General features: G+C 63.3%; 13 protein-coding genes. 6 read left to right on the top strand and 7 right to left on the bottom strand.

Going from position 1 to position 26,930, the window contains the following annotated elements:
* Positions 1-115 precede the first annotated feature (115 nt).
* Together Q7C20_RS24485 and Q7C20_RS24480 are read left to right on the top strand one after the other, a co-directional pair.
* Positions 116-868, top strand: coding sequence for a thioesterase II family protein (locus Q7C20_RS24485; protein ID WP_375070876.1), 753 nt, complete (start codon positions 116-118; stop codon positions 866-868).
* 54 nt (positions 869-922) lie between these two features.
* Positions 923-13,822, top strand: a complete 12,900-nt coding sequence (locus Q7C20_RS24480) for a non-ribosomal peptide synthetase (protein WP_375070875.1) — start codon at positions 923-925, stop codon at positions 13,820-13,822.
* Positions 13,823-13,937: 115 nt separating this feature from the next.
* On the opposite strand, the gene dsbG is transcribed toward Q7C20_RS24480, so the two are convergent.
* Genes dsbG through dsbD form a run of 3 tightly spaced genes read right to left on the bottom strand, consistent with a single transcriptional unit; the run spans position 13,938 to position 17,247 of the window.
* On the bottom strand, positions 13,938-14,699 hold the full coding sequence (gene dsbG / locus Q7C20_RS24475) for a thiol:disulfide interchange protein DsbG (protein WP_375070874.1): 762 nt from the start codon (positions 14,697-14,699) through the stop codon (positions 13,938-13,940).
* A complete protein-coding gene (locus Q7C20_RS24470; RefSeq protein WP_375070873.1) occupies positions 14,675-15,520 on the bottom strand; it encodes a prolipoprotein diacylglyceryl transferase family protein in 846 nt (281 codons plus the stop codon). Before Q7C20_RS24470 ends, dsbG begins: the two co-directional genes overlap by 25 nt.
* The gene (dsbD, locus tag Q7C20_RS24465; RefSeq protein ID WP_375070872.1) at positions 15,520-17,247 is read right to left on the bottom strand and encodes a protein-disulfide reductase DsbD; all 1,728 of its coding nucleotides are present in this window, start codon (positions 17,245-17,247) and stop codon (positions 15,520-15,522) included. The genes Q7C20_RS24470 and dsbD overlap by 1 nt, the downstream gene beginning before the upstream one ends.
* A gap of 163 nt (positions 17,248-17,410) precedes the next feature.
* Between dsbD and Q7C20_RS24460 the strand changes: the two genes are divergently transcribed.
* The 4 genes from Q7C20_RS24460 to Q7C20_RS24445 all read left to right on the top strand — a co-directional run bounded on the left by Q7C20_RS24460 (position 17,411) and on the right by Q7C20_RS24445 (position 21,412).
* Entirely contained in the window at positions 17,411-18,106 is a 696-nt protein-coding gene (locus Q7C20_RS24460; protein ID WP_375070871.1) for a response regulator, read from the top strand.
* Complete coding sequence (locus Q7C20_RS24455; RefSeq protein ID WP_348062086.1) at positions 18,106-19,425, top strand: ATP-binding protein; 1,320 nt, start codon at positions 18,106-18,108, stop codon at positions 19,423-19,425. The genes Q7C20_RS24460 and Q7C20_RS24455 overlap by 1 nt, the downstream gene beginning before the upstream one ends.
* A 273-nt stretch (positions 19,426-19,698) precedes the next feature.
* Positions 19,699-21,105 carry an aspartate aminotransferase family protein gene (locus Q7C20_RS24450; protein ID WP_348062087.1) on the top strand — a complete coding sequence of 469 codons (1,407 nt, stop codon included), beginning with the start codon at positions 19,699-19,701 and terminating at the stop codon, positions 21,103-21,105.
* Between the two features lie 82 nt (positions 21,106-21,187).
* A complete protein-coding gene (locus Q7C20_RS24445) occupies positions 21,188-21,412 on the top strand; it encodes an MbtH family protein (protein WP_375070870.1) in 225 nt (74 codons plus the stop codon).
* 137 nt (positions 21,413-21,549) lie between these two features.
* Here the strand turns inward: Q7C20_RS24445 and Q7C20_RS24440 are convergent, their stop codons facing one another.
* The 4 genes from Q7C20_RS24440 to Q7C20_RS24425 form a co-directional block, all read right to left on the bottom strand.
* Positions 21,550-22,896 (bottom strand): amidohydrolase, encoded by a 1,347-nt coding sequence (locus Q7C20_RS24440; RefSeq protein ID WP_375070869.1) that lies wholly within the window; start codon positions 22,894-22,896, stop codon positions 21,550-21,552.
* Positions 22,897-22,912: 16 nt separating this feature from the next.
* Positions 22,913-25,078 carry a mechanosensitive ion channel family protein gene (locus Q7C20_RS24435; RefSeq protein WP_375070868.1) on the bottom strand — a complete coding sequence of 722 codons (2,166 nt, stop codon included), beginning with the start codon at positions 25,076-25,078 and terminating at the stop codon, positions 22,913-22,915.
* A gap of 72 nt (positions 25,079-25,150) precedes the next feature.
* Entirely contained in the window at positions 25,151-25,327 is a 177-nt protein-coding gene (locus Q7C20_RS24430; RefSeq protein ID WP_348062609.1) for a hypothetical protein, read from the bottom strand.
* Positions 25,328-25,453: 126 nt separating this feature from the next.
* Positions 25,454-26,743, bottom strand: coding sequence for a M18 family aminopeptidase (locus Q7C20_RS24425; protein ID WP_065903452.1), 1,290 nt, complete (start codon positions 26,741-26,743; stop codon positions 25,454-25,456).
* Positions 26,744-26,930: the final 187 nt, after the last annotated feature.

Raw genomic sequence — 26,930 nt, 5'->3', positions numbered from 1 at the left:
TCCGTTCTCTTGTGTGAAAGGTCCGTCAGTAAACGGCCAGGGATCAGCACCCGCAGGAGGGCGAAATGGGTTTTTATCGTGCACACAGCGTGTTTCAGTATTGGGTCCTCACACCATGAGTACACCTACGCGGTTACGCCTGTTTTGCCTGCCCTATTCCGGCGCCAGCGCCATGGTGTATTCGCGCTGGCGCCGCTCATTGCCGGACTGGTTGCAGGTGTGCCCGCTGGAGTTGCCAGGGCGCGGCATGCGCATGGACGAGCCGTTGCAGCGCGATATCAAGGCCTTGGCGGCGCAGTTGGCCGGCGAAATCAGCCATGACGTGAATGGCCCGTACGCCCTGTTCGGGCACAGCCTTGGCGGCCTGCTGGCCTTCGAGTTGGTGCACGCGTTGCGTGAGCGCGGCATGCCTGAACCCTTGGCGTTATTTGCCTCCGGCACTGCCGGCCCGGCGAACCGTGATGTCAGCGAATACGCCATCGAAAAGACCGATGAGCAACTGATCGCCCGACTGCGCGAATTGCAGGGCACCGCCGAAGAAGCCCTGGCCAACCCCGAGTTGATTCAGCTGATGCTGCCGATCCTGCGCGCCGATTTCCTGCTGTGTGGCAGTTTCCATTACGGCGAACGCGCGCCGCTGAACATGCCGATCCATGTGTTCGGCGGCAAGCAAGACAGCGTGCGCGCCGACCAGTTACTCGACTGGCAGGCCGACGCCGCCAGCGGCTTTTCCCTCGACATGTTCGACGGTCACCACTTCTTCCTCATGCAGCACGAAAGCACCGTGCTGCGCTGCCTGCGCCGCTATGCCGACGAACACCTGACCCGCTGGCGCAATGGCGCGGCGCGGCAAGCGATCGCTGGCTGAACGCTCCCCCCAAATTTCCGAATTTCCCGTAAGCCGATTTCAGGCAGGAACCCCATGATGGACGCCTTCGAACTTCCCCGCACTCTGGTCCAGTCCCTTCAGCGCCGCGCTTCGCAAACCCCGGACCAGGTGGCCCTGCGCTTCCTGGCCGAGTCCGTCGAGCACAACGTTGTGCTCAGTTACCGTGACCTCGACGCGCGCGCTCGCACCATCGCCGCCGCCTTGCAGGCGAATGCAGCGCCTGGCGACCGTGCGGTGCTGTTGTTCCCCAGTGGCCCGGATTACGTCGCGGCGTTCTTCGGTTGCCTGTACGCCGGGGTGATCGCCGTGCCGGCCTACCCGCCGGAGTCCACTCGCCGCCACCATCAGGAACGCTTGCTGTCGATCCTCAAGGACGCAGAGCCGCGCCTGTTGCTGACCATCGCCAGCCTCGGCGAGGGACTCTCACAGATCGAAAACGCGCCGCCGGTGTTGAGCGTCGACACCCTCAACCCCGAGATCGCGAACAACTGGATCGCGCCCGCGTTGAACCCCGACGACATCGCCTTCCTGCAATACACCTCCGGCTCCACCGCATTGCCCAAGGGCGTGCAAGTCAGCCACGGCAACCTGGTTGCCAACGAAGTGTTGATCCGTCGCGGGTTTGGCATCGACCTCAACCCCAACGACGTGATCGTCAGCTGGCTGCCGCTGTACCACGACATGGGCCTGATCGGCGGCCTTCTGCAACCGATTTTCAGTGGCGTGCCCTGCGTACTGATGTCGCCTGCCTACTTCCTCGGCCGGCCATTGCGCTGGCTGGAAGCGATCAGCGAATACGGCGGCACCATCAGTGGCGGCCCGGACTTCGCATACCGCCTGTGCAGCGAGCGAGTCAGCGAGTCGGCCCTGGAACGCCTGGACCTGAGCCGTTGGCGCGTGGCCTATTCCGGCTCCGAACCGATCCGCCTGGATACCCTGGAACGCTTCGCCGAGAAGTTCGCTGTTTGCGGTTTCACCTCGAATAATTTCTTCGCCTCCTACGGGCTGGCCGAGGCCACGTTGTTTGTTGCCGGCGGCACTCGTGGCCACGGCATTCCGGCGTTGCGCGTAGACGAACAGGCGTTGGCCGCCAACCGTGCCGAACCGGGGCAGGGCAGTGCGATCATGAGCTGCGGCACCGGCCAGCCGGAGCACGCGGTGTTGATTGCCGACCCGCTCACGCTCAACGAACTTGCCGACAACCGCGTCGGCGAACTCTGGGCCAGCGGCCCGAGCATCGCCCACGGCTACTGGCGCAACCCCGAAGCCACGGCCAAAACTTTCGTGCAGCACGCGGGCCGCACCTGGCTGCGTACCGGCGACCTTGGTTTCATCCGCGAAGGCGAGGTGTACATCACCGGGCGCCTGAAAGACCTGCTGATCGTGCGCGGCCACAACCTGTACCCCCAGGACATCGAGCAAACCATCGAGCGCGAAGTGGACGCCGTGCGCAAAGGCCGGGTTGCCGCGTTTGCGGTGAATCACCAAGGCCTGGAAGGCATCGGCATTGCCGCAGAAATCAGCCGCAGCGTGCAGAAACTCCTGCCGCCCGAAGCGCTGATCAAAGCGATTCGCCAAGCGGTGGCCGAGGCGTATCAGGAAGCCCCAAGCGTGGTGATATTGCTCAACCCCGGCGCGTTGCCGAAAACTTCCAGTGGCAAGCTGCAGCGTGCGGCCTGCGCGATTCGCCACGCCGACGGCAGCCTCGACAGCTACGCGCAGTTCCCTGACGTGCAAGCGCAAGCGGGCGACGCGGCGCTGGAATCCGAACTGCACAGCCAGATCGCGGCGATCTGGTGCGAGCAGTTGCAGCTGGCGAAGGTCGCGGCCGATGATCATTTTTTCCTGCTCGGCGGCAACTCCATCACGGCCACCCAAGTGGTCGCTCGCCTGCGCGAAACCCTCGGCCTGGAACTCAACCTGCGCATGCTGTTTGAAGCGCCAAGCCTGTCGGCGTTTGCCGCACAAGTGGCGCGATTGCAGCAGGACGGCGGCGTGGCTCAAGGTGCGATTCATGGGTTGTCCCGTCAGCAGGAACTGCCGCAATCCCTGGCGCAAAACCGCCTGTGGATCACCTGGCAACTGGACCCGCAGAGCAGCGCCTACACCATTCCCGGTGCCCTGCGCCTGCGCGGTGAGCTGGACGAAGACGCCGTGCGCGCCAGCTTCCAACAGTTGATCCAGCGCCACGAAGCCCTGCGCACACGCTTCTACGAGCGCGATGGCCAAGCCTTCCAGCGTGTGGACGCACACGCAGCGTTCGACGTGCACGTCATCGACCTCAGCGACCTGCCCGCCGTCGAGCGTGAAGCCCGCGCGCAACAGATCCGCGAAGACGAAGCACATACCCGGTTCGACCTGGAAAAAGGCCCGCTGCTGCGAGTGACCCTTGTGCGCCTGGACGATGAAGATCATCAGTTGCTGGTGACCCTGCACCACATCATTGCCGACGGTTGGTCGCTGAATATCCTCATTGACGAATTCTCGCGTCTTTACGCCGCTGCATCCCAGGGCCAGCCGCTCGAGCTGCCGCCACTGGCGCTGCAGTACGCCGACTACGGCAGTTGGCAGCGCCAATGGCTGGCCGAGGGCGAAGGCGAGCGGCAATTGGCGTACTGGAAAGCGCAGCTGGGCGATGACCATCCGACCCTGAGCCTGGCCACCGATCACCCGCGCTCGGCGCAGCACCTCAACAGCGCCGCGCGGCACAGTCTGCGCTTGAGTGTCAGCCTCAGCGAAGCGGTCCGCCAGACCGCGCAAACCCATCAATCCACCCCGTTCATGCTGTTGTTGGCTGCCTTTCAAAGCCTGCTCTATCGCTACAGCGGCCAGCGCGATATCCGTGTCGGCGTGCCGAATGCCAACCGTCCGCGCCAGGAAACCCAAGGCCTGATCGGCTTCTTTATCAACACGCTGGTGCTGCGCGCCGAGCTGGACGGGCGTTTGCCATTCAATGAGCTGCTGGCCGCAACCCGCCTGGCGGCATTGGGTGCCCAGGCTCATCAGGACTTGCCGTTCGAACAACTGCTCGAAGCCTTCCCGCAGGCCCGCGAGCACGGCTTGTTTCAGGTCATGTTCAACCACCAGCAACGTGACTTGAGTGCCTTGCGCCGCCTTCCGGGGATGCTCGCCGATGAACTGCCGTGGCACAGCCGCGAAGCCAAGTTCGACCTGCAACTGCACACTGAAGAAGACCGCAACGGGCGGCTGAGCCTGTCGTTCGACTATGCCGACGAACTGTTCGAAGCCGCGACTATCCAGCGCCTGGCGGAGCACTTCATCAACCTGCTGCACGCCGTCACCGAGCAACCGCAACAGGCCATCGGCGACCTCGCGCTGATGCAGCACGATGAGCAGCGCCAGTGGAGCGAAGCCCCGTGTACGCCAGCCCAACAATGGCTGCCGGAACTGCTCAACCGGCACACGTCGGATGAAACCGCGCTGGTCTGGCAGGACGGCAGCCTGACCTTCGCCCAACTGCACACCAGGGCCAACCGTCTGGCCCATTACCTGCGCGACAAGGGCGTCGGCCCGGACGTGTGCGTAGCCATCGCCGCTGAACGTTCGCCGCAACTGCTGATCGGCCTGCTGGCAATCATCAAGGCCGGTGGCGCCTACGTGCCGCTGGACCCGGATTACCCCGCCGAGCGCCTGGCCTACATGCTGGAGGACAGCGGCGTGCACCTGCTGCTGACCCAGACCGCGTTGCTGGCGTATTTGCCGACGCCAGAAGGCGTGTGCGTTATCGCCATGGACAGCCTGCACCTGGACAGCTGGCCAACCCACGCGCCGGGCCTGCACCTGGATGGCGACAACCTCGCCTACGTGATCTACACCTCCGGCTCCACCGGCCAGCCCAAAGGCGTGGGCAACACCCATGCGGCGCTGGCCGAGCGCTTGCAGTGGATGCAGGCCACGTATCAGCTCAATGAAACCGATGTGTTGATGCAAAAGGCGCCGATCAGTTTTGACGTGTCGGTGTGGGAATGCTTCTGGCCGCTGGTCACCGGGTGTCGCCTGGTGCTCGCCGGCCCCGGCGAACACCGCGACCCGCACCGTATCGCACAGCTTGTGCAGCAGCATGGCGTAACCACGCTGCACTTTGTGCCGCCGCTGTTGCAGGTGTTTATCGACGAACCGCTGGCAGCCGAGTGCACCAGCCTGCGCCGCCTGTTCTCTGGCGGCGAAGCCTTGCCCGCCGGGTTGCGCAACCGCGTGTTGGCGCAGTTGCCGGCGGTGCAGTTGCACAACCGTTATGGCCCGACCGAAACCGCGATCAACGTGACCCACTGGCAGTGCAGCGCAGAAGACGGCGAACGCTCGCCGATAGGCCGCCCGCTGGGCAATGCGATTTGCCGCGTGCTCGACGAGCAGCTCAACCCCGTGCCGGTGGGCGTGCCGGGTGAACTGTGCATTGGCGGCATCGGCCTGGCTCGCGGCTACCTCGGTCGGGCAGGGCTGACGGCTGAGCGTTTTGTCGCTGACCATCAGGGCGCGCGCCTCTATCGCACCGGTGACCGTGCGCGCTGGAGCGCCGACGGTGTGCTCGACTACCTCGGCCGTCTCGACCAGCAGGTGAAACTGCGCGGTTTCCGTGTGGAGCCGGAAGAAATCGAAGCCCGAATGCTCGCTCTGGCCGGTATCGCCCAGGCCGTGGTGCAGGTGCGCGACGGTCAGTTGATCGGCTACTACACTGCCCCTGCCGGGCTGGACGAACACGCGGTCAACACCGCACTGGCCGCCGAGCTGCCGGAGTACATGGTGCCCGCGCTGTTGATGCGCCTGGACGCCATGCCGCTGAGCCCCAGCGGCAAACTCGACCGCCGCGCCTTGCCGGACCCTGTGTGGCAAACCCGCGAACACGTTGAGCCGCAATCTCCGTTGCAGCTGCAAATCGCCGCGATCTGGCGCGAAGTCCTCGGGCTGCCACGCGTCGGCCTGCGCGACGACTTCTTCGCCCTCGGCGGCCACTCGTTGCTGGCCACGCAAATCATCTCCCGTACCCGGCAGGCCTGCGATGTCGAGCTGCCGTTACGCACCTTGTTCGAATCCAGCGAGTTGGGGGCTTTTGCCGAGCAAGTCGGGTTGATTCAGGCGTCGGGCCAGCGCAACCAGCAGACCGCCATCGCCAGGGTCGATCGCAACCAGCCGGTGCCGTTGTCTTACTCCCAGCAGCGCATGTGGTTCCTCTGGCAGATGGAACCGGACAGCCCGGCCTACAACGTCGGCGGCATGGCACGCCTGCGTGGCGTGCTGGATGTCGGGCGGTTCGAGGCGGCGTTACAGGCGTTGATCATGCGCCACGAAACCCTGCGCACGACCTTCCCGAGTGTCGACGGTGTGGCGTATCAAAAGGTCTCGCCACAGACCGGCTTGCGCATGGGCTGGCAGGACTTCACCGCGCTGAACGACACCGAGCGCCAGCAGCGTTTGCAGCACCTGGCCGACGTGGAGGCCCACACACCGTTCAACCTGGAAACCGGGCCACTGTTGCGCGCCTGCCTGGTCAAGGCGGGCGAGCAGGAACACTACCTGGTGCTAACCCTGCACCACATCGTCACCGAAGGCTGGGCCATGGACATTTTTGCCCGTGAACTCAGCGCGCTGTACGAAGCCTTTATCGACGAGCGTGACTCGCCGCTGGCGCCCTTGCCGGTGCAATACCTCGACTACAGCGTGTGGCAACGCCAGTGGCTGGAAAGCGGCGAGCGCCAACGCCAGCTGGATTACTGGACCGCGCAACTGGGCCACGAGCATCCCTTGCTGGAACTGCCCGGCGACCGCCCACGGCCAGCGGTGCAAAGCCATCGGGGCGAGCTGTACCGCTTCGACCTGAGCGATGACCTGGCTGCGCGCGTGCGTGCCTTCAACGCCGAACGCGGCCTTACGCTGTTCATGACCATGACCGCCACCTTGGCGGTGCTGCTTTACCGCTACAGCGGCCAGACCGACCTGCGCATCGGCGCCCCGGTTGCCAACCGCATTCGCCCGGAAAGCGAAGGGCTGATCGGTGCCTTCCTCAACACCCAAGTGCTGCGTTGCCAGCTCAATGGGCAGATGAACGTCAGCGAGCTGTTTGAGCAGGTGCGCCACACCGTGATCGAAGGCCAGTCCCATCAGGACCTGCCGTTCGATCATCTGGTGGAAGCCCTGCAACCGCCGCGCAGCGCGGCGTACAACCCGCTGTTCCAGGTGATGTGCAACGTGCAGCGCTGGGAGTTTCAGCAGAGCCGTCAACTGGCTGGCATGACGGTGGAGTACCTGGCCAACGATGCCCGCGCGACCAAGTTCGACCTCAACCTGGAAGTCACCGATCTGGACCATCGCCTGGGTTGCTGCCTGACCTACAGCACTGATCTGTTCGACGAGCCGCGCATTGCACGCATGGCCGAACATTGGCGCAACCTGCTGGAAGCGTTGATTGCCGATCCGCACCAGCGCCTGAGTGAATTGCCCTTGCTGACGGGCGCCGAGCAGCGAGCCTTGCACGGAAGCCTCGGCGTTGAGGCGGGTGAGCATCGTCTCGACCAGTGCATTCATCAGTTGTTCAGCCAGCAGGCGCTTGATCGTGCCGACGCCCCGGCCCTGACCTTCGCAGGCGAAACGCTCACCTACGCCGAACTCGACGCCCGCGCCAATCGCTTGGCCTGGATGCTGCGCGAACGCGGCGTCGGCCCGCAGGTGCGTGTCGGCCTGGCGCTGCCGCGATCGCTGGAAATGGTCATCGGCCTGTTGGCGATTCTTAAAGCTGGCGGCGCGTATGTGCCACTGGACCCGGAATACCCGCTGGACCGTCTGCATTACATGATCGAAGACAGCGGCATTGGCCTGCTGCTCAGTGATGGGGCAATGTTCGAAGCCCTCGGCGAATTGCCCGCGAGCGTTGCCTGCTGGTGCCTCGAGGATGACTCACCGGTGCTGGCGAATTACCCGGCCAGTGAGCTGCCGTTTATCAGTCTGCCGCAACATCAGGCGTACTTGATCTACACCTCCGGCTCCACCGGCAAGCCGAAGGGCGTGGTGGTGTCCCACGGTGAAATCGCCATGCATTGCCAGGCGGTGATCGAGCGTTTCGGCATGCGCGCGGATGACTGCGAGCTGCATTTTTATTCGATCAATTTTGACGCCGCCACCGAGCGGTTGCTGGTGCCGTTGCTCAGTGGTGCGCACGTGGTGCTGCGCGCTCAGGGGCAGTGGGATGCGGAAGAAATTTGCGGGCTGATCCGCGAGCATCGCATCAATATCCTCGGCTTCACGCCGAGCTATGGCAGCCAGTTGGCGCAATGGCTGGCGACTCAACACCAGACGCTGCCGGTGCGCATGTGTATCACCGGCGGCGAGGCGTTGACCGGCGAACATTTGCAGCGCATCCGTGCAGCGTTCCAGCCGCAGGTGTTCTTCAACGCCTACGGCCCGACCGAAACCGTGGTGATGCCGCTGGCCAGCCTTGCGCCCGAGCAATTGGAGGAAGGCGCCGGCAGTGTGCCGATCGGCAGCATCATCGGTGACCGCGTGGCCTATATTCTCGACGCCGACCTGGCCTTGGTTCCGCAAGGCGCGACCGGCGAGTTGTACGTGGGCGGGGCCGGTCTGGCCCAGGGTTATCACGAACGTCCGGGGATGACGGCGGAGCGTTTTGTGGCTGATCCGTTCACCACGAACGGCGGCCGTGTGTACCGCACCGGCGACCTGGTGCGCCAGCGTGCCGATGGGTTGGTGGAATACCTGGGGCGGATCGATCATCAGGTGAAAATCCGTGGTTTCCGTATTGAACTGGGCGAGATCGAAACTCGCCTGCTGGAACACGCGGCCGTGCGCGAGGCGGTGGTGCTGGCTCTGGATTCGCCGAGCGGCAAACAGCTGGTGGCGTACCTGGTCAGCGACGCAGAGCCTGCAACCTTGCGCGAAGCGTTGAAACTGCACCTCAAGGCGCAGTTGCCGGACTACATGGTGCCCACGCACCTGATCGTGCTCGACAGCATGCCGCTGACCGCCAACGGCAAGCTCGACCGCCGCGCCTTGCCGCAGCCGGACCCCGAAGCCAATCGCCAACACTACGTCGCGCCACGCAGCGAGCTGGAACAGACGCTGGCCGCGATTTGGTGTGCGGTGCTGAACGTGCAGCGCGTTGGCCTGGACGATAATTTCTTTGAGCTGGGCGGCGATTCAATCCTGTCGATCCAGGTGGTCAGCCGCGCGCGGCAGGCCGGAATTCACTTCAGCCCCCGCGACCTGTTCCAGCACCAGACCGTGCACACTCTGGCCGCAGTCGCCACCCGCTCCGAGCAGGTCAGCGCCGAGCAAGGTGTGCTGACGGGCAGTTCGGGCCTTACGCCCATCCAGAAATGGTTCTTCGATACCGAGATTCCAAACCGTCAGCACTGGAACCAGGCGCTGCTGCTCAAGCCGCTGCAACTGCTTGATCCGCAGCGCCTGGAACAGGCACTGCTGGCCGTGCTGGAACACCACGACGCCCTGCGCCTGAGCTTTACCCCGCGTGATGCGCAATGGCACGCCGAGCACTTGGCGGTGCCCGCAGGCGGCGTGCTGAAGCAGGCGCAAGTGCGCGATATGCAGCACTGCGCGGCGCTGTTCACGGACACCCAACGCAGCCTCGACCTCGAACACGGCCCGCTGCTGCGCGCCCTGTTGGTAGACGGGCCTGAGGGCCAACAACGGCTGCTGATTGCGATCCATCACCTGGTGGTGGACGGCGTGTCGTGGCGCGTACTGCTGGAAGACCTGCAAAACGTCTACCGTCAACTCAGCGACGGCCAGTCCATCAGCCTGCCCGCCAAGACCAGCGCCCTGCGCGATTGGGCCGCGCGCTTGCAGGCGTATGCCGGCAGCGAGTCACTGCGCGAAGAGTTGAGCGTCTGGCAGGCTCAATTGGCAGGCCCGGCGGTGGCGTTACCGGTGGACCGCCCACAAGGCTCACTGCGCAACCGCGACGCCGATACGCTCAGCGTGCGTCTGGACGCCGAACACACCCGTCAATTGCTGCAACAGGCACCAAGCGCCTACCGCACCCACGTCAACGACCTGTTGCTGACGGCCCTGGCTCGCGTGGTGTGCCGCTGGAGCGGCCACGACTCGGCGCTGATCCAGCTGGAAGGCCACGGCCGCGAAACCCTGTTTGATGAGATCGACCTGACCCGCAGCGTCGGCTGGTTCACCAGCGCCTACCCGTTGCGCCTGACGCCGCTGGCAGAGCAGGGCGCCTCGATCAAGGCGATCAAGGAACAACTGCGCGGCGTGCCGCACAAGGGCCTGGGTTATGGCGTGCTGCGTTATCTGGCAGACGACCTGATCCAGCACAGCATGGCCGCGTTGCCGAGCGCTGAAATCACCTTCAACTACCTCGGTCAGTTCGACCAGAGCTTCGGCGCCGATGCGCTGTTTCATCCGCTGGATGAATCGGCGGGCCAGGCCCATGACCCTGATGCGCCGCTGCCTAACGCGCTGAGCGTCGACAGCCAGGTGTACGGCGGCGAGCTGGTATTGCGCTGGACCTTCAGCCGCGAACGCCATGATCAACAGACCATCCGCGAGCTGGCAGAGGCTTATCTGGCCGAGCTGCAAAGCCTGATTGCGCACTGCCTCAAGGATGACGCGGGCGGCCTCACGCCGTCCGACTTCCCGCTGGCACGCCTGACCCAGCCTCAACTGGACGCCTTGCCGGTTCCGGCCAGCGCCATCGAAGACGTTTACCCGCTGACCCCGATGCAGGAAGGCTTGTTGCTGCACACCCTGCTGGAACCGGGCACCGGCCTCTACTACATGCAGGACCGCTACCGCATCAACAGCGCCCTGGACCCCGAGCGTTTCGCCACGGCCTGGCAGGCGGTAATCGCCCGCCACGAAGCGCTGCGTGCCTCGTTCTGCTGGAACGTCGGCGAAGACATGCTGCAAGTGATCCACAAACCGGGCAGCACGCCGATCGACTACCTCGACTGGAGTGCCGAGCCGCAAGCCGAGCATGAACCGCGCCTGCAAGCCTTGCTCAAGGCTGAGCGCGAAGCGGGGTTCGATTTGCTGAATCAGGCGCCGTTCCACCTGCGCCTGATCCGCGTCGGCGAAGCACGCTACTGGTTCATGATGAGCAACCACCACATCCTCATCGACGCGTGGTGCCGTTCGCTGCTGATGAACGACTTCTTCGACATCTACACGGCCCTGGGCGAGGGCCGCGACGCGCAACTGGCCACGCCACCGCGTTACCGCGATTACATCGCCTGGCTGCAACGCCAGAACCTCGCCGAAGCCCGCCAATGGTGGCAGCAGAACCTGCAAGGGTTCGAACGCACCACGCCGATTCCGAGCGACCGGCCATTCCTGCGCGAACACGCAGGCCACAGCGGCGGCATGGTGGTGGGCGACTGCTACACCCGCCTTGACGCCCGCGATGGCGCACAGCTGCGCGAGTTGGCACAGGCCCATCAACTGACCGTCAACACCTTTGCCCAGGCTGCATGGGCGTTGGTGCTGCGCCGCCTGAGTGGGGATCGGGATGTGCTGTTCGGCGTCACTGTGGCCGGGCGCCCGGTGGACATGCCGCAGATGCAACGCACCGTTGGCCTGTTTATCAACAGCATCGCGCTGCGGGTAAAACTGCCTGAAGACGACCGGCGTTGCAGCGTGCGCCAGTGGCTGAGCGGCCTGCTCGACAGCAACATGCAACTGCGCGAGTACGACTACCTGCCACTGGTGACGATCCAGGAGCATAGCGAACTGCCCAAGGGCCAGCCGCTGTTCGACAGCCTGTTCGTGTTTGAAAACGCCCCGGTGGAAGTCTCGGTGCTGGACCGCGCGCAAAGCCTGAACGCCACGTCGGATTCTGGCCGTACCCACACCAACTTCCCGTTGACCGCCGTGTGCTACCCCGGCGATGACCTCGGTTTGCACCTGTCTTACGACAAGCGTTACTTCGACGAAACCACCGTGCAAGGCATGCTCGGTGAGTTCAAGCGACTGCTGCTGGCGCTGGTGCAGGGCTTCCATGGCGACATGGCTGACCTGCCGCTGATGGGCGAGCAGGAACGCCAGTTTTTGGTGGAGGGCTGCAACCAAAGCGAGCGCGACTACCCACTGGAGCGCAGTTATGTCGAGCTGTTCGAAGCCCAGGTGGCCGAGCATCCGCAGCGAATTGCCGCCAGTTGCCTGGATCAGCAATGGAGTTATGCCGAGCTTAACCGGCGCAGTAATCGACTCGGTAACGCGTTGATCAAGGCAGGCGTCGGCCTGGATCAACCCGTCGCGTTGCTGGCCGAGCGCAGCCTTGACCTGTTGGGCATGATCATCGGCAGCTTAAAGGCCGGTGCCGGTTACTTGCCGCTGGACCCTGGCCTGCCGAGCCAGCGCCTGAGTCGAATTATCGACCTGAGCCGCACGCCATTGCTGGTGTGCACGCAAGCCTGCCGCGAACAGGCGCTGGAATTGCTCGAGGAATTCGCCTGTTCTGCGCGGCCGAAATTACTGGTGTGGGACACACTGGCGCAGGCGGATGACAAACCAGGCATCTACAGTGGCCCGGACAACCTCGCCTATGTGATCTACACCTCGGGCTCAACCGGCTTGCCCAAAGGTGTGATGGTTGAGCAGCGCGGCATGCTCAATAACCAATTGAGCAAGGTGCCGTACCTGGACCTGAGCGCAGCGGATGTAATCGCGCAAACCGCATCGCAAAGCTTCGATATTTCCGTGTGGCAGTTCCTCGCCGCGCCGCTGTTCGGCGCGCGGGTGGATATTGTGCCGAACACTCTCGCCCATGATCCTCAGGGCTTGCTGGCCCATGTACAGGCCCAGGGTATTACTGTGCTGGAAAGCGTGCCGTCGCTGATTCAGGGCATGCTCGCTCAAGAGCGCATAGGCCTGGACGGCTTGCGCTGGATGCTGCCGACCGGTGAGGCGATGCCGCCGGAGCTGGCGCACCAATGGCTGCTGCGTTACCCGGACATTGGCCTGGTGAACGCCTATGGCCCGGCTGAATGTTCGGATGACGTGGCGTTCTTCCGTGTGGATGTGGCCTCGACCCGTGGCACTTACCTGCCGATTGGTACACCGACCGACAACAACCGTTTGTACCTGTTGGACGGCGCGCTGGAGCTGGTGCCGCAGGGCGCTGTCGGTGAATTGTGTGTGGCCGGGACAGGGGTTGGGCGGGGTTACGTCAGCGATCCGCTGCGCACCGCGCCCGTGTTTGTGCCAAACCCGTTTGGCGCACCGGGCGAGCGGCTGTACCGCACGGGTGACCTGGCGCGCCGGCGCAGCGATGGCGTGCTGGAATACGTGGGGCGTATCGACCACCAGGTGAAGATTCGCGGTTACCGTATCGAGCTGGGTGAAATCGAGGCGCGCCTGCATGAGCAACCGCAAGTGCGCGATGCGGCGGTCGGCGTTCAGGAAGGTGCCAACGGCAAGCATTTGGTTGGCTATTTGGTGGCGGCCGATGCAGCGCTCAACCCGAGTGAGCGCCTGGACCGTATCAAGCAGCGCCTGCGCGCTGAGCTGCCGGAATACATGGTGCCGCTGCACTGGTTATGGCTTGACCGGCTGCCGTTGAACGCCAACGGCAAACTCGACCGCAAGGCGCTGCCTGCGTTGGAAATCGGCCAATTGCACAGCCAGGATTATCTGGCGCCGCGCAATGAGCTGGAGGCCACCCTGGCCGCGGTCTGGGCCGAAGTGCTGAAAGTCGAAAGGGTGGGGGTGCAGGACAATTTCTTCGAACTGGGCGGGCACTCGTTGCTGGCCACGCAGATTGCGTCCCGCGTGCAGAAAACCCTGCAACGTGACGTGCCGCTGCGGGCGATGTTCGAGTGCAGCACAGTGGCGCAGTTGGCCGAGTACATCGAGGGGCTGGCGGCGAATGAGATCAGCGCCGAGAAGGCGGATCGGTTGAGTGATTTGATGGCGGAGTTGGAGGGGCTTTAATCCTCGCCAGCTGGAAGGGTCTCATCGCAGGCAAGCCAGCTCCCACATTTTGAATTGTGAATACATTCAAATGTGGGAGCTGGCTTGCCTGCGATGGCGTCAGCCCAAGCGCCGCTTATTTTGGCCCAAGGATTTTTACCAGCTTATCCGGCGACGGCGCGCCTTGCTGTTGCTGCAACCCGCCCTTGTCGTCCAGGTAGAAAATCGCGGGCGTGGCCGACAATTCCAGCTCTTCCATCAACTTCATATTCGCATCGAGCTTGGCCTCGATATCGGCCGGGATTTTGTCCAGTGCCTGCAGTTTGCTGCCTTTGCCGGCGGCTTCGTGTTCTTCCAGTGCCTTTTGCGGGTCTTGGGCTGCTAACAGTGCGGCGGATTTACCCGGGCTGTCTTCGCGGATGATGCCAACCATGATGTGGCGTAACTGCACCTTGCCGGCTTTTACCCACGGCCGCGCCTGTTCCCAGAACATGTTGCAGTACGGGCAGTTGGGGTCACTGAACAGGTAGACGATGCGCGGTGCATTTTTATCGCCGTCCTGAATCCAGTTGCTGTGTTCCATTTTGCCCCAGACTTCCTTGGCCATCGGCGCGTACACCAGTTTTTCCAGCGGCGCGCTGCTCAGGTCATTGCCCTGGGCATCGTACAGGTTGCCAGCGAGCACGCTTTTGCCGTCGGCGGTCAGGTACAGGGCCATGCCGCGGTTCTGGTATTGCGCGGCATAACCGGTGAGCCCGCTGGGGGCGTCGAATTTGCCGAGGATCCTGGCGCCTTTGGCCTCGATCTGTTTGATCGGTGCAGGCCAGTCTTCGGCCTGGGCCAGCGTGGCCGCCAGCGTGAGTGGCAGCAGGGTCAGCAGTTGGCGGAGGCTTGGCATGTGGGTTTCCTTGCAGGGGCAGTATCAAAGGGTTCCAGAGCGCGGGCCAGGCTGGCTTGGGACAGTTCACCGAGGTGACTGTTGATCAGGCGCCCATCGGCTTGATAGAACAGCGTGGTCGGCAGGGCCATGGAGCCAACGGCCTGGCCGAGGCGGCCGCTGGCGTCAAACAGCACGTTGTCGAGGGTCAGGCCCTGGGTCGCGAGAAAGGTGCTGACGCTTTGCATGCTTTCGGCCTGGTTGACGAACAGGAAGGTCACATCCGGGCGCTGATGTTGCGCGCGCTCCAGCACCGGCATTTCGCGGCGGCACGGTGGGCACCAGGTGGCCCAGAGGTTGATCACCAGTGGGCCGCCTTTGTAATCGGCCAGCTGCACCACGTCGCCATTGGCGTTGCGCAGGGTGATGTCCGGCAGTTGCGAGCCTTTGTCGTAGAGGCTCAGGGACACGCTGGTCAAGCCCCAGAACACCAGGCCGGTGAGCACCCCGGCGCCCAGCGGCGTGCGCAGGGCCGGGCGGCGCCAGCCGTACAGCAGGGCGCCGAGTATCAGCGCGATCACGCCGGGCCAGGCCAGAAAACCGCCGTCGCGCAGGTCAACCATTTGCAGCGGGTCGTGGCGGTAATCGCTCCAGTACATCAATACAAAGCTGACCCGCGCCACCAGCATGCCCAGCAGGAACAGGCTGAACAGCACCGATTCCGGGTTCTCACCGCCACGCTTGGCCACGCGCCAGCCCACCACGGTGGCGAGAACCAGCGCGCCGATCAGCAGGATGTGGTTCAGGGCGATGGCAAAGGTGCCGATGGTCAGGGTCAGCATCAGCGCGCATCCCGGGTTTGGGTCCAGCGTTGCAGGAAGGCTTCGGCATCCACTTCGCCAGTGATGCGCTGGGCGCGGCGTTCTTCACCGTCCGGGCCGATCCACACAAAACTCGGCGGCCCCGGCACTTTGTAACGGCCGAGCAGCTCACGGCTGGCGGCGTTGTCGGCGGTGACATCCAGGCGCAGCAGGCGCACGTCTTTGAGGGCAGCCATCACGTCGGGTTTGCCGAACACTTGTTTTTCCATGATTTTGCACGACACGCACCAGTCGGCGTAGTAGTCCACCAGCACCCATTGGCCCTGGGCCTTGGCGCTGTCGAGCTGGCTTTGCAGCACGGCGGGGTCGTTGATGGTCATGAACGCCTCGTGGGCGCTCGGCGCAGCGGCGATGTTCGAGCCGCTGTAGACCTTCAACGGTTGCCACAGCTCATCGCTGCCACCGGCCGCGCCCACCACCAGCACCGCGCCCCACAGGCCCAGCAACAGCGAACCGGCGCCGAGTACCTTGGCGGCCAGGCCGTATTCGCGAGCCAGCGTCCAGCCGCAGTAGGCCATCACCAGCGCAAGTGCGCCCCACAGGCCGAGCCACAGGCTTGCATCCACCACCGGGCGAATCATCAGCACAGCGGTGCCGAGGAACAGGAAGCCGAAGATGCCCTTGAGCACGTTCATCCAGGTGCCAGGTTTGGGCAGGAAGCGATTGCCCACGGTCACCAGCAGCAACAGCGGAATACCGATGCCGATGCCCATGGCGAACAGGATCAGGCCGCCGTGCAGCGCATTGCCGCTTTGTGCGATGTAGAGCAACGCACCGGCCAGTGGCGCGGTCATGCACGGGCCGACCAGCAGGCCGGACAGCGCGCCGAGAACCCCGGCGCCTACAAGGCTGCCGCCGCTTTGTTGACGGCTGACGTTGTCCAGGCGGTCGCGCAGGAAGGCAGGCAATTGCAGTTCAAAGAAGCCGAACATCGGCAGGGCGAGGATCACGAACAGCGCCGCGAAACTGCCCAGAATCCACGGCGTTTGCAGCAGCGCAGCGAGGTTGCCGCCCAACAATGCGGCCAACACGCCGAGCGCCGCATACACCAGCGCCATGCACACCACATAGCTGCTGGCCAGGGCAAAACCGCGACGCGGGCTGGCGCCACTGCCTACCACCAAACCTGCAAGGATCGGCAACATCGGCAACGAACATGGGGCAAATGCGAGCAACAGACCCAAGCCAAAGAACACCAACAGGCTCCAGCCCAGGCTGCGCTGCTGCAGGCCGCTCGCCAGGCTTTGATCCTGGGCTTGCGCGGTGGCGGCAACGGCCGGGTTGCCGCCCAGGTCCACGGTGATCGACTGCGGCGGGTAGCACAGGCCTGCGTCGGCGCAGCCCTGCCAGCCCAGTTTGACTTGGCCGGTGGCGCCGGCCGGAATCTTCACTTCCAGGCCCTGGCGGTACACTTGCTGCTCGCCAAAGAATTCATCGCTATGGGCTTCGCCCTGCGGCATTACAGGCTTTTCGGCGAGGCCGTCGAACTTCATGCGTTGCTGGTAGAGGTAATATCCATCGGCGATCTGCCAATACAACTGGGTTTCACCGCTTTCAAGACGTTCGGAAGTAAACGTGAACGCTTTGCCCACCGGCAGGAAATCGGGTTTGGTCTCAAAGGGATTCCCCGGCGCAGCCTGGGCAAACCCTGCGAACAACACCAGCAGAAAGGTAAACAGATGCCGCATGGTCAAGCCTTAGTTCGATGCAAGTGAGGCACACAATGTGTGGCGTTGATTAACCGATGATTAACCGCGGCTATTCTAAAGGGTGCGTGCAGGTTTTAGCGGCATAATCTGCGCTTAATCCGTGGCACCTTTAATGCCCCCCATCTTTCATGAAGGGTTAACCATGCACGTACTGGTCTGTGAAGACGACGAACTGATCGCCAGCGGCATCGTGGCCGGCCTCAGCGCCCAGGGCTTTACCGTCGAGCGCGTGGCCACAGCCAGCGCCGCACGCGCGATGCTCAAGGCGGCGACGTTCGACATCATGGTGCTCGACCTGGGTTTGCCTGACGAAGACGGCCTCAAGCTGCTGCAACAACAGCGCAGCCAGGGCCTGGAAATTCCGGTGCTGATCCTGACCGCGCGCGACTCGGTGACCAACCGCGTCGACGGCCTGCAAGCTGGTGCCGACGACTACCTGCTCAAACCCTTCGACCTGCGTGAACTCGCCGCGCGCCTGCAAACCCTGTTGCGCCGGGTGGCGGGGCGCAGCGTCAACCTGATCGAACACGGCTGCCTGGCCTACGACCCGAGCAGCCGCGAGACTTTCCTGGGCGGCCAGCCGGTGGACCTGTCCCGCCGCGAACAGGCGCTGCTGCAAGCCCTGCTGCACAACAAGGGGCGTGTGCTGTCCAGCGAACAGCTCAAGGACAGCGTCTACGGCTTCAATGATGAACTGGAAAGCAATGCGCTGAACGTACATATCCACCACCTGCGGCGCAAACTTGGCAACGGCATCGTCGAGACCGTACGGGGCCTGGGCTATCGCCTGGGCACCGCCGATGCTGGCGTGGCTGACAAGGGCGAGAGCGTTTCGTGATGAGCCTGCGCCTGCGCCTGACGTTCAAGCTGGGCGCCGCTTTTGTGCTGATCTGGGCCTTGGCGGCCGCCTGGATGCTCAACGATTTGCGCAACCAGATGATGTTTTCCCTCGACCAGCGGCTGGTGGCGTCGGCGCGCATGGTGGCCGGGCTGACCGAGCAGATGCCCGGCCTTGCCAGCATGAGCAGCACCGCGCAGTTGCGCACCGAGCAGTTGAATGTACCGGGAGGCATGGCCTGCCAGGTCAGCTCTCTGCGCGGGGAAATTCTCGCGCGTAGTCACACCGCGCCGGAGGAAGGCCTGGAATCGCGCAAAAGCGGCTTTCGCGACCAGATGATCGACGGCGTGGGCTGGCGCAGTTTTACCCTGTCCCGTGGCGACCTGCTTATCACCACCGCTGACCGACAGGTGGAGCGTGAGGCGCTTAACCTGTCGATCCTGTTGGCGGCTTCGGTGCCGGTGGGCGTGGCCTTGCTCGGTTGCCTGTGCCTGCTGTGGCTCGGCATCGGCCAGAGCCTGGTGCCGCTCAATCGCATGCGTGACGCGTTGATGCGCCGCAGTGCCGACTCGCTTGAGCCGCTGCAGATTCACCCGCTGCCGAGCGAGCTGAAACCGCTGCTCGACACCCAGAACCAGCTGTTGCAGCGCATTGCCAAGACCATCGAGCGTGAGCGCCGCCTCACCGGCGACGCCGCTCACGAACTGCGCAGCCCGTTGACGGCGATCAAGACCCACCTGCAAGTGGCGCGCATGACCGACGGCGCGGCCCGCGACCAATCCCTGGCGCACGCCGAGGAGGGCGCCGACCGCCTGCACCGCACCCTGGAGCAATTGCTGTTGCTGGCACGCGTGGAGGGCAACCTGTCGTTCGATGACGGCATGCACTCCAGCGCCGAGCAAGTGGCGCGGCTGGCGATTCAGGATGCCAACGCGGGCGACAACACGCGCATCGATCTGATCCTGCCGGCCAACGTGTCCGCCACGCCGGTGGAAATGCCAGTGGGCCTGGCCGTTGCGGCCCTGCGCAACTTGCTGGATAACGCCTTGCGCCACACCCCGGCGCACACGCGTGTGGAACTGAGCGTGTTCACCGGCGCCGACAACGTGGTGTTCCGCGTGCGCGACCATGGCAAGCAAATCTCCAGCGAAGACATGCAACACCTCACCGAGCGGTTCTGGCGCAATGGCAGCAGCGAAGGGTGCGGGCTTGGGCTGGCGATTGTTCAGGCGATCGTCCAGCGTTGCTCCTGTTCGTTGAAGTTCGACAGCCAGCCGGACGGCTTGCGGGTTGACCTGGGTATGCCGTTGCGACGCTGATTGGGTTTTTTCAGCCACCCAATTTGGGAGCCAGCCCTCACACTGATCCCGCTTCGTGGTGAAGGCACAGACCTTTAGTCACTTTCGGTTGGGCTGGCATTCCTGGCGTTTGCCAACAGTGACCCGCTGCAACAGCGGAGCCGCTATCAGCCATCACCCAAACAACAGACAGGGACTCAATCAAAAAACCGTCGCCGCCCTAAATCCCCAAGCCGCTGGTGCGTTTCAAGAACATGAAACCCGTACCCACGCCGCCTATTGAGGGATCGAAAGATGTCAGTCGCGACCACCCGTATCGAAGCCCCCCAGGTCAGCCCTGACCCCGTGGAAACGCTCTACCATTTCGAAGAAACCCCACTGTTGGCCCGCCAACGCCAACAGGAATCCAACGCCCGCAGCTATCCCCGACGCATCCCTCTGGCACTCAAGCGCGCCAAGGGGATCTACGTGGAAGACGTCGAAGGCCGTCGCTTCATCGACTGCCTGGCGGGCGCCGGTACCCTGGCGCTGGGCCACAATCACCCGGTTGTGATCGACGCGATCCAGCAGGTACTCAGCGATGAACTTCCGCTGCACACCCTCGATTTGACCACCCCGGTCAAAGACAAATTCGTACAAGACCTGTTCGGCCTGCTGCCGCAAGCGCTGGCGCAAGAAGCGAAAATCCAGTTTTGCGGCCCCACCGGCACCGATGCCGTGGAAGCCGCTTTGAAACTGGTGCGCACCGCGACGGGCCGCAGCACGGTGCTCTCGTTTCAGGGCGGTTACCACGGCATGAGCCAGGGCGCGTTGAGCCTGATGGGCAGCCTGGGGCCAAAAAAACCCTTGGGCGCGCTGCTCGGCAATGGCGTGCAGTTTTTGCCATTCCCTTACGACTACCGCTGCCCGTTCGGCCTGGGTGGCGCCGAGGGTGTGCGGGTCAACCTGCATTACCTGGAAAACCTGCTCAACGACCCGGAAGCCGGCGTACTGCTGCCTGCCGCAGTCATTGTCGAAGTGGTGCAGGGCGAGGGCGGCGTCATTCCGGCCGACCTCGACTGGCTGCGTGGCCTTAGGCGTATAACTGAACAGGCCGGTGTGGCGTTGATCGTCGATGAGATTCAGAGCGGTTTCGGTCGTACCGGCAAGATGTTCGCCTTCGAGCACGCCGGCATTATCCCGGACGTGGTGGTGCTGTCCAAGGCCATCGGCGGCAGCCTGCCCCTGGCGGTGGTGGTGTATCGCGACTGGCTCGACACCTGGTTGCCGGGCGCTCATGCCGGAACGTTCCGCGGCAATCAGATGGCTATGGCGGCGGGGTCGGCGGTGATGCGCTACCTCAAGGAAAACCACGTGGCCAGCCACGCGGCGGCCATGGGTGAGCGCTTGAGCGAGCACTTGCGCATCCTGCAGCGAGACTTCCCGCAGTTGGGGGATATTCGTGGGCGCGGGCTGATGCTCGGCGTGGAGCTGGTCGATCCGCACGGCGCGCTTGATATTCAGGGTCACCCACCGGTGCATCGCCAGCTGGCACCTCTGGTGCAGCGCGAATGCCTCAAGCGTGGGTTGATCCTGGAGCTGGGTGGTCGGCATGGCAGCGTAGTGCGCTTCCTGCCGCCGCTGGTAATCACTGGCGCCGAAGTGGACCAGGTTGCCGAAATTTTCGGGCGTGCGTTGGCGGCGGCGGTGGCCAGCCTGTAATTTTTTGCGAGCGTTATACGTTTCTACAGATATCAGCGCTGCGCGTAGTGCGCAGCCAGCCTTTAAGCGATGGAGAACAGCAATGACCTCAGTATTTGACCGCGACGACATCCTGTTTCAGGTAGTGGTCAACAGCGAAGAACAGTATTCGATCTGGCCGGATTACAAGGCCGTGCCAGAAGGCTGGCGCACCGTGGGCAAGAGCGGCATGAAGAAAGAATGCCTGGCCTACATCGAGGAAGTCTGGACGGATATGCGCCCGCTGAGCCTGCGCCAGAAAATGGACGGTGCTGCAGTCGCCGGCTGATTCATGTGCGGGCTTTCTGTGGCGAGGGAGCTTGCTCCCGCTGGGGTGCGCAGCGCCCCCAAAAAAAGCGGGAGCGCTGCGCACTCCAGCGGGAGCAAGCTCCCTCGACACACAGAGCCTGCTCCTACAGAACAGCGTTATAGCGGCTGATTGGTGTAGAGGTAATCCGTCGCCAACGACGCCAACGTCCTCACCCCCACCACCAACGCTGACTCATCCACAAAGAAGCCCGGATTATGATTCGGCGCGGCTTTGCTCATGTCCTGATCCCGCGGCGTCACGCCCAGAAACACAAACAGCCCCGGCGCCTCTTTGGCATAAAACGAAAAGTCTTCGGCACCGCCCACCAGTGGCCCTTGCACCACGTCGTCCTTGGCCGCCCAGCGCAGGCTTGGCAGCATTTTCTCGGTCAGGGCCGGGTTGTTGATGGTCGGGTCGTATTTTTCGATGATCGTGACCTCAGCCTTCGCGCCACCGCTTTCGGCGATTTTTTCCACGGTCTGGCGCACGTCCGCGTGCAGCTTCTGGCGAATGCCGTAGTCGTAGGAGCGAATGGTGCCGGTCATGTCCACCGACTCGGGGATGATGTTGTAGCGGGTGCCACCGTTGATGGTGCCGATGCTCACCACCGAGGGGAATGACGAAATATCGGTGCGGCGGCTGACCACGGTTTGCAGGCCGACAATGGTCTGTGCGCCCACGGTGATCGGGTCGATGCCGTCCCAGGGGCGGCCGGCGTGGGTCTGTTTGCCGAGGATCTTGATGCGCAAGTCATCGGAGCTGGCAAGAGTTGGGCCGGGGCGATAGGCGATTTGCCCGGCGGGCACGCCAGCCCACACATGCAGGCCGAATACCGCGTCCGGCTTGGGCGCTTTCATCACGCCTTCCTGCACCATCATTTTCGCGCCCCAAGTGTTTTTGCCGTCGGGGATAAAGTCGCTGGGGCCTTCTTCGGCTGGCTGGAAATAAAACACCACGGTGCCGGGCAGACGGTCGCGCATGCCGGTCAGAATTTTCGCCGTACTCAGCAGGATGGCGGTGTGGGCGTCGTGGCCACAGGCGTGCATCACGTCGACCTCTTTACCCAGGTAGGTGCCCTTGGCTTTGGAGGCGAAGGGCAGGTCGGCGACTTCCTTGACCGGCAGCGCGTCCATGTCGGCGCGCAGGGCCACCGTCGGGCCGGGCAGGCCGCCTTTTAACACGGCGACTACGCCGGTGCGGGCTACGCCGGTTTTCACTTCCAGGCCCATCTCGCGCAATTGCTTGGCGACCAGCTCGGCGGTGCGGGTTTCGGTGTTGCCCAATTCGGGATGGGCGTGAATATCGCGACGGGTTTCCAGCAGTGCCGGCTCGAGGATTTTTGCCTGGGCGGCGATTTCCTCTCGGGCACTGTCCTGGCCGCTGCTGGCGGCAATCACGGCACTGCTGGCAACGCCGCACAGCATGCCTAACACCCACGGGTGGTTCAGACCGGTCAAACGCATAACTACCTCTCCATGATTATTGTTGTGGATCTTTCTCCTGCACGGTGCCGGCGGTGACCACCTGCACACTCAGGCGCGGCGTGGCCAGGTCCAGCCCGGCCTCGTCCAGATGGCGCTTGAGCGACAGGTTGAACGCCCGCGACACTTCCCACTGCTTGATCGGCGCCGTCTTGAAACGTGCGCGCAAAATTGCGCTGCCGGACTCAAAGCTTTCTACGCCTTGGATCTCCAGCGGCGACCAGATATTGCGGCGCTGCAACGGGTCGTTGCGCATCTTCTGGCCGACGTCGCGCATCAGTTTGATCGCGTCGTCGATTTCCATGTTGTAGGGGATCGCCACCCGGAAGATCGCGTAGCCGAACTCCCGCGAGTAGTTCTTGATGCTCTTGATTTCACTGAACGGGATGGTGTGCACGATGCCGTCGATGTCGCGCAGGCGCACGGTGCGGATGGTCAGGCCCTCGACGGTGCCGAGGTGGCCGCCGACGTCCACGTAGTCATCAATCGCCAGGGAGTCTTCGATGATGATGAACAGGCCGGTGATCAAATCCGCCACCAGCGACTGCGCACCAAAACCGATGGCCAGGCCGATCACACCGGCACCGGCCAGCAGTGGCGTTACGTTCATGCCCATGTTCGCCAGAGCGACGATGGCGGCGATGATAAAGATGGTCACGAACAGCACGTTGCGGATCAGCGGCATCATGGTTTGCGCGCGCGCATTTGCCAGGCCTTTGCGCGAGCGGGTGAGGGCGTGATGGATCGCCGTGTCGCTGAGGATCCAGATCAGCCAGGCAAACAGCAGCGTGCCGCCGAGGCCGAACAGCTTGACGCTGATTTCATGACCGTCGCCTTCGGTAAAACGAATCAGCGACAGGCCCCATACCCGCAGGCCCAACTCGATAAACACCAACCAGACCAGCAGGTGAGCCAGGGTGTAGACGAAGCTTTTCAGGCGATCCGAGTACAGCGCATGACGCTTGTGACCGCGTTGCGGCTTGAGCGCGTGGCGGCGAACCAGCCCGTTAATCACCATGCACAGCACCAGCAACACCGTACACAGCAGGGACTGGCGCAAGGCGGTGCTGGTGTCGCCGGCCGACAGGAACGTGGCGAACAACGAGATGCACACCAGCAGCAGCGCCGGCAAATACCAGAAGGTGCCAATAATCGACAGGGTATCGGTGAGGGCGCGGCGCGTCAGGCGGCGCGACAACGGCTGGTTGCGGATCAGGTGCGCGATCGGGCGGCGAAAACGCAGGATAAACACGCCGGTGGACAGCGCCGCCATCACATTGGCAACGGTGGCGGCGGTGTGGGCCAGGTGCTGGCCGAGGGCCTGTACCAGTCGCGGGTCACTCAAGGCCTCGCCAAAGGCGGCAAAACTGCCGATCCACCACAGTGGGCGAAAGGCCTGATGCCGCAGGATATACAGCGCGCGGTGACGGTGCGGGCCATCGAGCAACGAAAAGGCAATCACGCAGATTGCCGAGAAACAGGTGCCGACCACCAGCGCGTAGGCCAGCACCATCGCCAGGGATTTACCGAGTGAGAAGGGCAGGGCGTAACTCAGGTAGATCGTGATGACCAGGGCGATCAGCCAGGGCCCCAGTTTGCGCAGGGCGAAGCGCACCATGTCCCAGGTGCGCGGGTGTTGCGGCAATTCTTCCGGCAGGCCGAAACGTACGCGTACGCGATGGCTGAGCCAGATCAGCGCGGCGGCCAGCAGGCTCCACACCGCGAGGATCACCGCGAAACCGAAAATGATCGGCAGCCATTCTCTGGCCGGCAGCATCAGTGCACTGAGTTCATCCTTGGCTTGGTCGAATTCATTCGACCAGCGCCCCAGCGGGCTGTCGGCGCCGGAAAACTGCGCTTCCAGGCCAGCCAGCGTGCCGCCGATCAACCCGAGTACGCCTTGCTCGGCGGCCGGTTGGGCTTTTTGCGTGGCTTCGCGCAGTTTTTTCAAGTCGCTCAGCAACTGGGTACGTTGCTGGTCGTTTTCCAGGGTTTTGATCACCTCGTCCAGCGACTGGCCCAGCGGCACCTCGGCCTGGGGTTGGGTCTTGGTGGTGTTGCCCAGCAGACCGGGCAAACCCACGGCGTCGGCAGACGTGAGCGGCAGCAACGTGAGCAGGGCAATCAGGAGATAACAGGGCAGGGCAAACAGACGGGAAAGCACGAGGCGGTCAACCTTGAAAACGACGAATTGACCGAGTGTACGAGGCCGCTATGCCAGATGCGAGTGCATTTGTCAGTCCGCGAGTTTGGCGAGGATTTTGTAAACCACCGTGCCTAGGATCAGCAGCATGCCGATCCACATGCCAAACACGCCAACAGGCTTGTCGCGAAAGTTGAAGCCGACAGCCAGCAGGATCATGCCGATCAGAATGGGGATAAGCATGGCGTGGAACGAGGACATGGAAATCATGGGACGACGGCCTTGTCGGAGTGGGAATTCTGACAAGTTTAGGTCGGATTACAGAAAGTACAGATGATGTAGATCAGGGGTACACATAATCAAATGTGGGAGCAAACCCGCTCCCACATTTTTAGATCAGGGCAGATCGCGACTCGCGTAGAACGCACCCAACACCTTCACCAAATGCGCCAGGTCATGGCTGCCGCACAGTTCACGGATAGAGTGCATCGCGAACGTCGGCAGGCCGATGTCCACGGTGCGCACGCCCAGGTGGCTGGCGGTGATTGGGCCGATGGTTGAGCCGCAACCCATGTCGCTGCGCACCACGAAGCTCTGCACCGGCACTTCCTGGGCCATGCACAGGTGACGGAAGAACCCGGCGGTTTCGCTGTTGGTGGCGTAACGCTGGTTGCTGTTGACCTTGATCACCGGGCCCGCGTTGAGTTTCGGGCCGTGATTGGCGTCGTGTTTCTCGGCGTAGTTGGGGTGCACGCCGTGGGCGTTGTCCGCCGACACCAATAGCGATTTCTGAATGGTGCGTACGAATTCATCACCTTCAGGCAGCAGGCGGCGCAGGGTCTGTTCCAGCATCGGGCCATCAGCGCCGCAGGCGGAGCAAGAGCCGACTTCTTCGTGGTCGTTGCACACCAGCACGCAGGTTTCGTCGGTTTCGCTGGTGAGCAGGGCTTGCAGGCCGGCGTAGCAGGACAACAGGTTGTCGAGGCGAGCGCCGGCGATAAAGTCGCCGTTAAGGCCAATTACCGCAGCGCTTTGTGTGTCGTAGAAACTCAGCTCATAGTCGAGCACCACGTCGGCGTTGAGCCCGTGCTCCCGTGCAAGCTGCTCGGTGAGCACGGCGCGGAAGTCGACGCGTTCGTCACCGGCAAATTGTGCGAGGATCGGCGGCAGCTCGGTTTGCGCATTGATCGCCCAGCCCTGGTTGGCTTCACGGTTCAGGTGAATGGCCAGGTTGGGGATGATGGCGATGGGCAGCTTGAAGTCGATCAGTTGGCTTTCGACCTTGCCGTCACGGCGGAAGGTGACGCGCCCGGCGAGGGACAGGTCGCGGTCGAACCACGGCGCGAGCAAGGCGCCGCCGTAGACTTCTACGCCCAATTGCCAGAAGCCCTGGCGCTGCAGTTCCGGCTGGGGCTTGACCCGCAGGCAGGGGCTGTCGGTGTGGGCGCCGACCAGGCGAATCCCGCCGAGCAGCGGCGAGTGGCGGCCGAGCTTGAAGGCGATGATTGAGGAGTCGTTGCGGGTCACGTAGTAGCGACCGTTGGCCTCGGTGGTCCAGGTTTCGCGCTCGTCGAGACGCTGGTAACCGGCCGCTTCCAGGCGCTGGGCGAGGGCGGCAGTGGCATGAAAAGGAGTAGGGGAGGCCTTGAGAAAGTCGATCAGGCCTTGATTCAACGCTTCGCGCATAAATAGCTCCAGACAGCAGTGCGCGGAGTTTACCGTATTGGCTCGCGGTTTTGCGTGAAGCTCACTTTTTGAACTGAACACGCGACTACTGTGGGAGCTGGTCTGTCGGTGTACATATCCGTTGCTGCGGTGATGGCTGATATCGGTTCCGCTCTTACAGCGGGTCACTTTTGGCAAACGCCCCAAA

Source organism: Pseudomonas sp. AMR01, assembly GCF_041946035.1.
In the GTDB taxonomy this organism is placed as follows: domain Bacteria; phylum Pseudomonadota; class Gammaproteobacteria; order Pseudomonadales; family Pseudomonadaceae; genus Aquipseudomonas; species Aquipseudomonas antarctica_B.
The sequence above is the reverse complement of the archived record's forward strand: the minus strand, read 5'-3'. Positions and strand labels throughout refer to the sequence as shown.

Coding starts and splice junctions, on each gene's coding strand:
- dsbD (WP_375070872.1), bottom strand. CDS start 17,247: ATGCGGCATCTGTTTACCTTTCTGCTGGTGTTGTTCGCAGGGTTTGCC.
- Q7C20_RS24480 (WP_375070875.1), top strand. CDS start 923: ATGATGGACGCCTTCGAACTTCCCCGCACTCTGGTCCAGTCCCTTCAG.
- Q7C20_RS24455 (WP_348062086.1), top strand. CDS start 18,106: ATGAGCCTGCGCCTGCGCCTGACGTTCAAGCTGGGCGCCGCTTTTGTG.
- Q7C20_RS24445 (WP_375070870.1), top strand. CDS start 21,188: ATGACCTCAGTATTTGACCGCGACGACATCCTGTTTCAGGTAGTGGTC.
- dsbG (WP_375070874.1), bottom strand. CDS start 14,699: ATGCCAAGCCTCCGCCAACTGCTGACCCTGCTGCCACTCACGCTGGCG.
- Q7C20_RS24425 (WP_065903452.1), bottom strand. CDS start 26,743: ATGCGCGAAGCGTTGAATCAAGGCCTGATCGACTTTCTCAAGGCCTCC.
- Q7C20_RS24460 (WP_375070871.1), top strand. CDS start 17,411: ATGCACGTACTGGTCTGTGAAGACGACGAACTGATCGCCAGCGGCATC.
- Q7C20_RS24440 (WP_375070869.1), bottom strand. CDS start 22,896: ATGCGTTTGACCGGTCTGAACCACCCGTGGGTGTTAGGCATGCTGTGC.
- Q7C20_RS24430 (WP_348062609.1), bottom strand. CDS start 25,327: ATGATTTCCATGTCCTCGTTCCACGCCATGCTTATCCCCATTCTGATC.
- Q7C20_RS24485 (WP_375070876.1), top strand. CDS start 116: ATGAGTACACCTACGCGGTTACGCCTGTTTTGCCTGCCCTATTCCGGC.
- Q7C20_RS24450 (WP_348062087.1), top strand. CDS start 19,699: ATGTCAGTCGCGACCACCCGTATCGAAGCCCCCCAGGTCAGCCCTGAC.
- Q7C20_RS24470 (WP_375070873.1), bottom strand. CDS start 15,520: ATGCTGACCCTGACCATCGGCACCTTTGCCATCGCCCTGAACCACATC.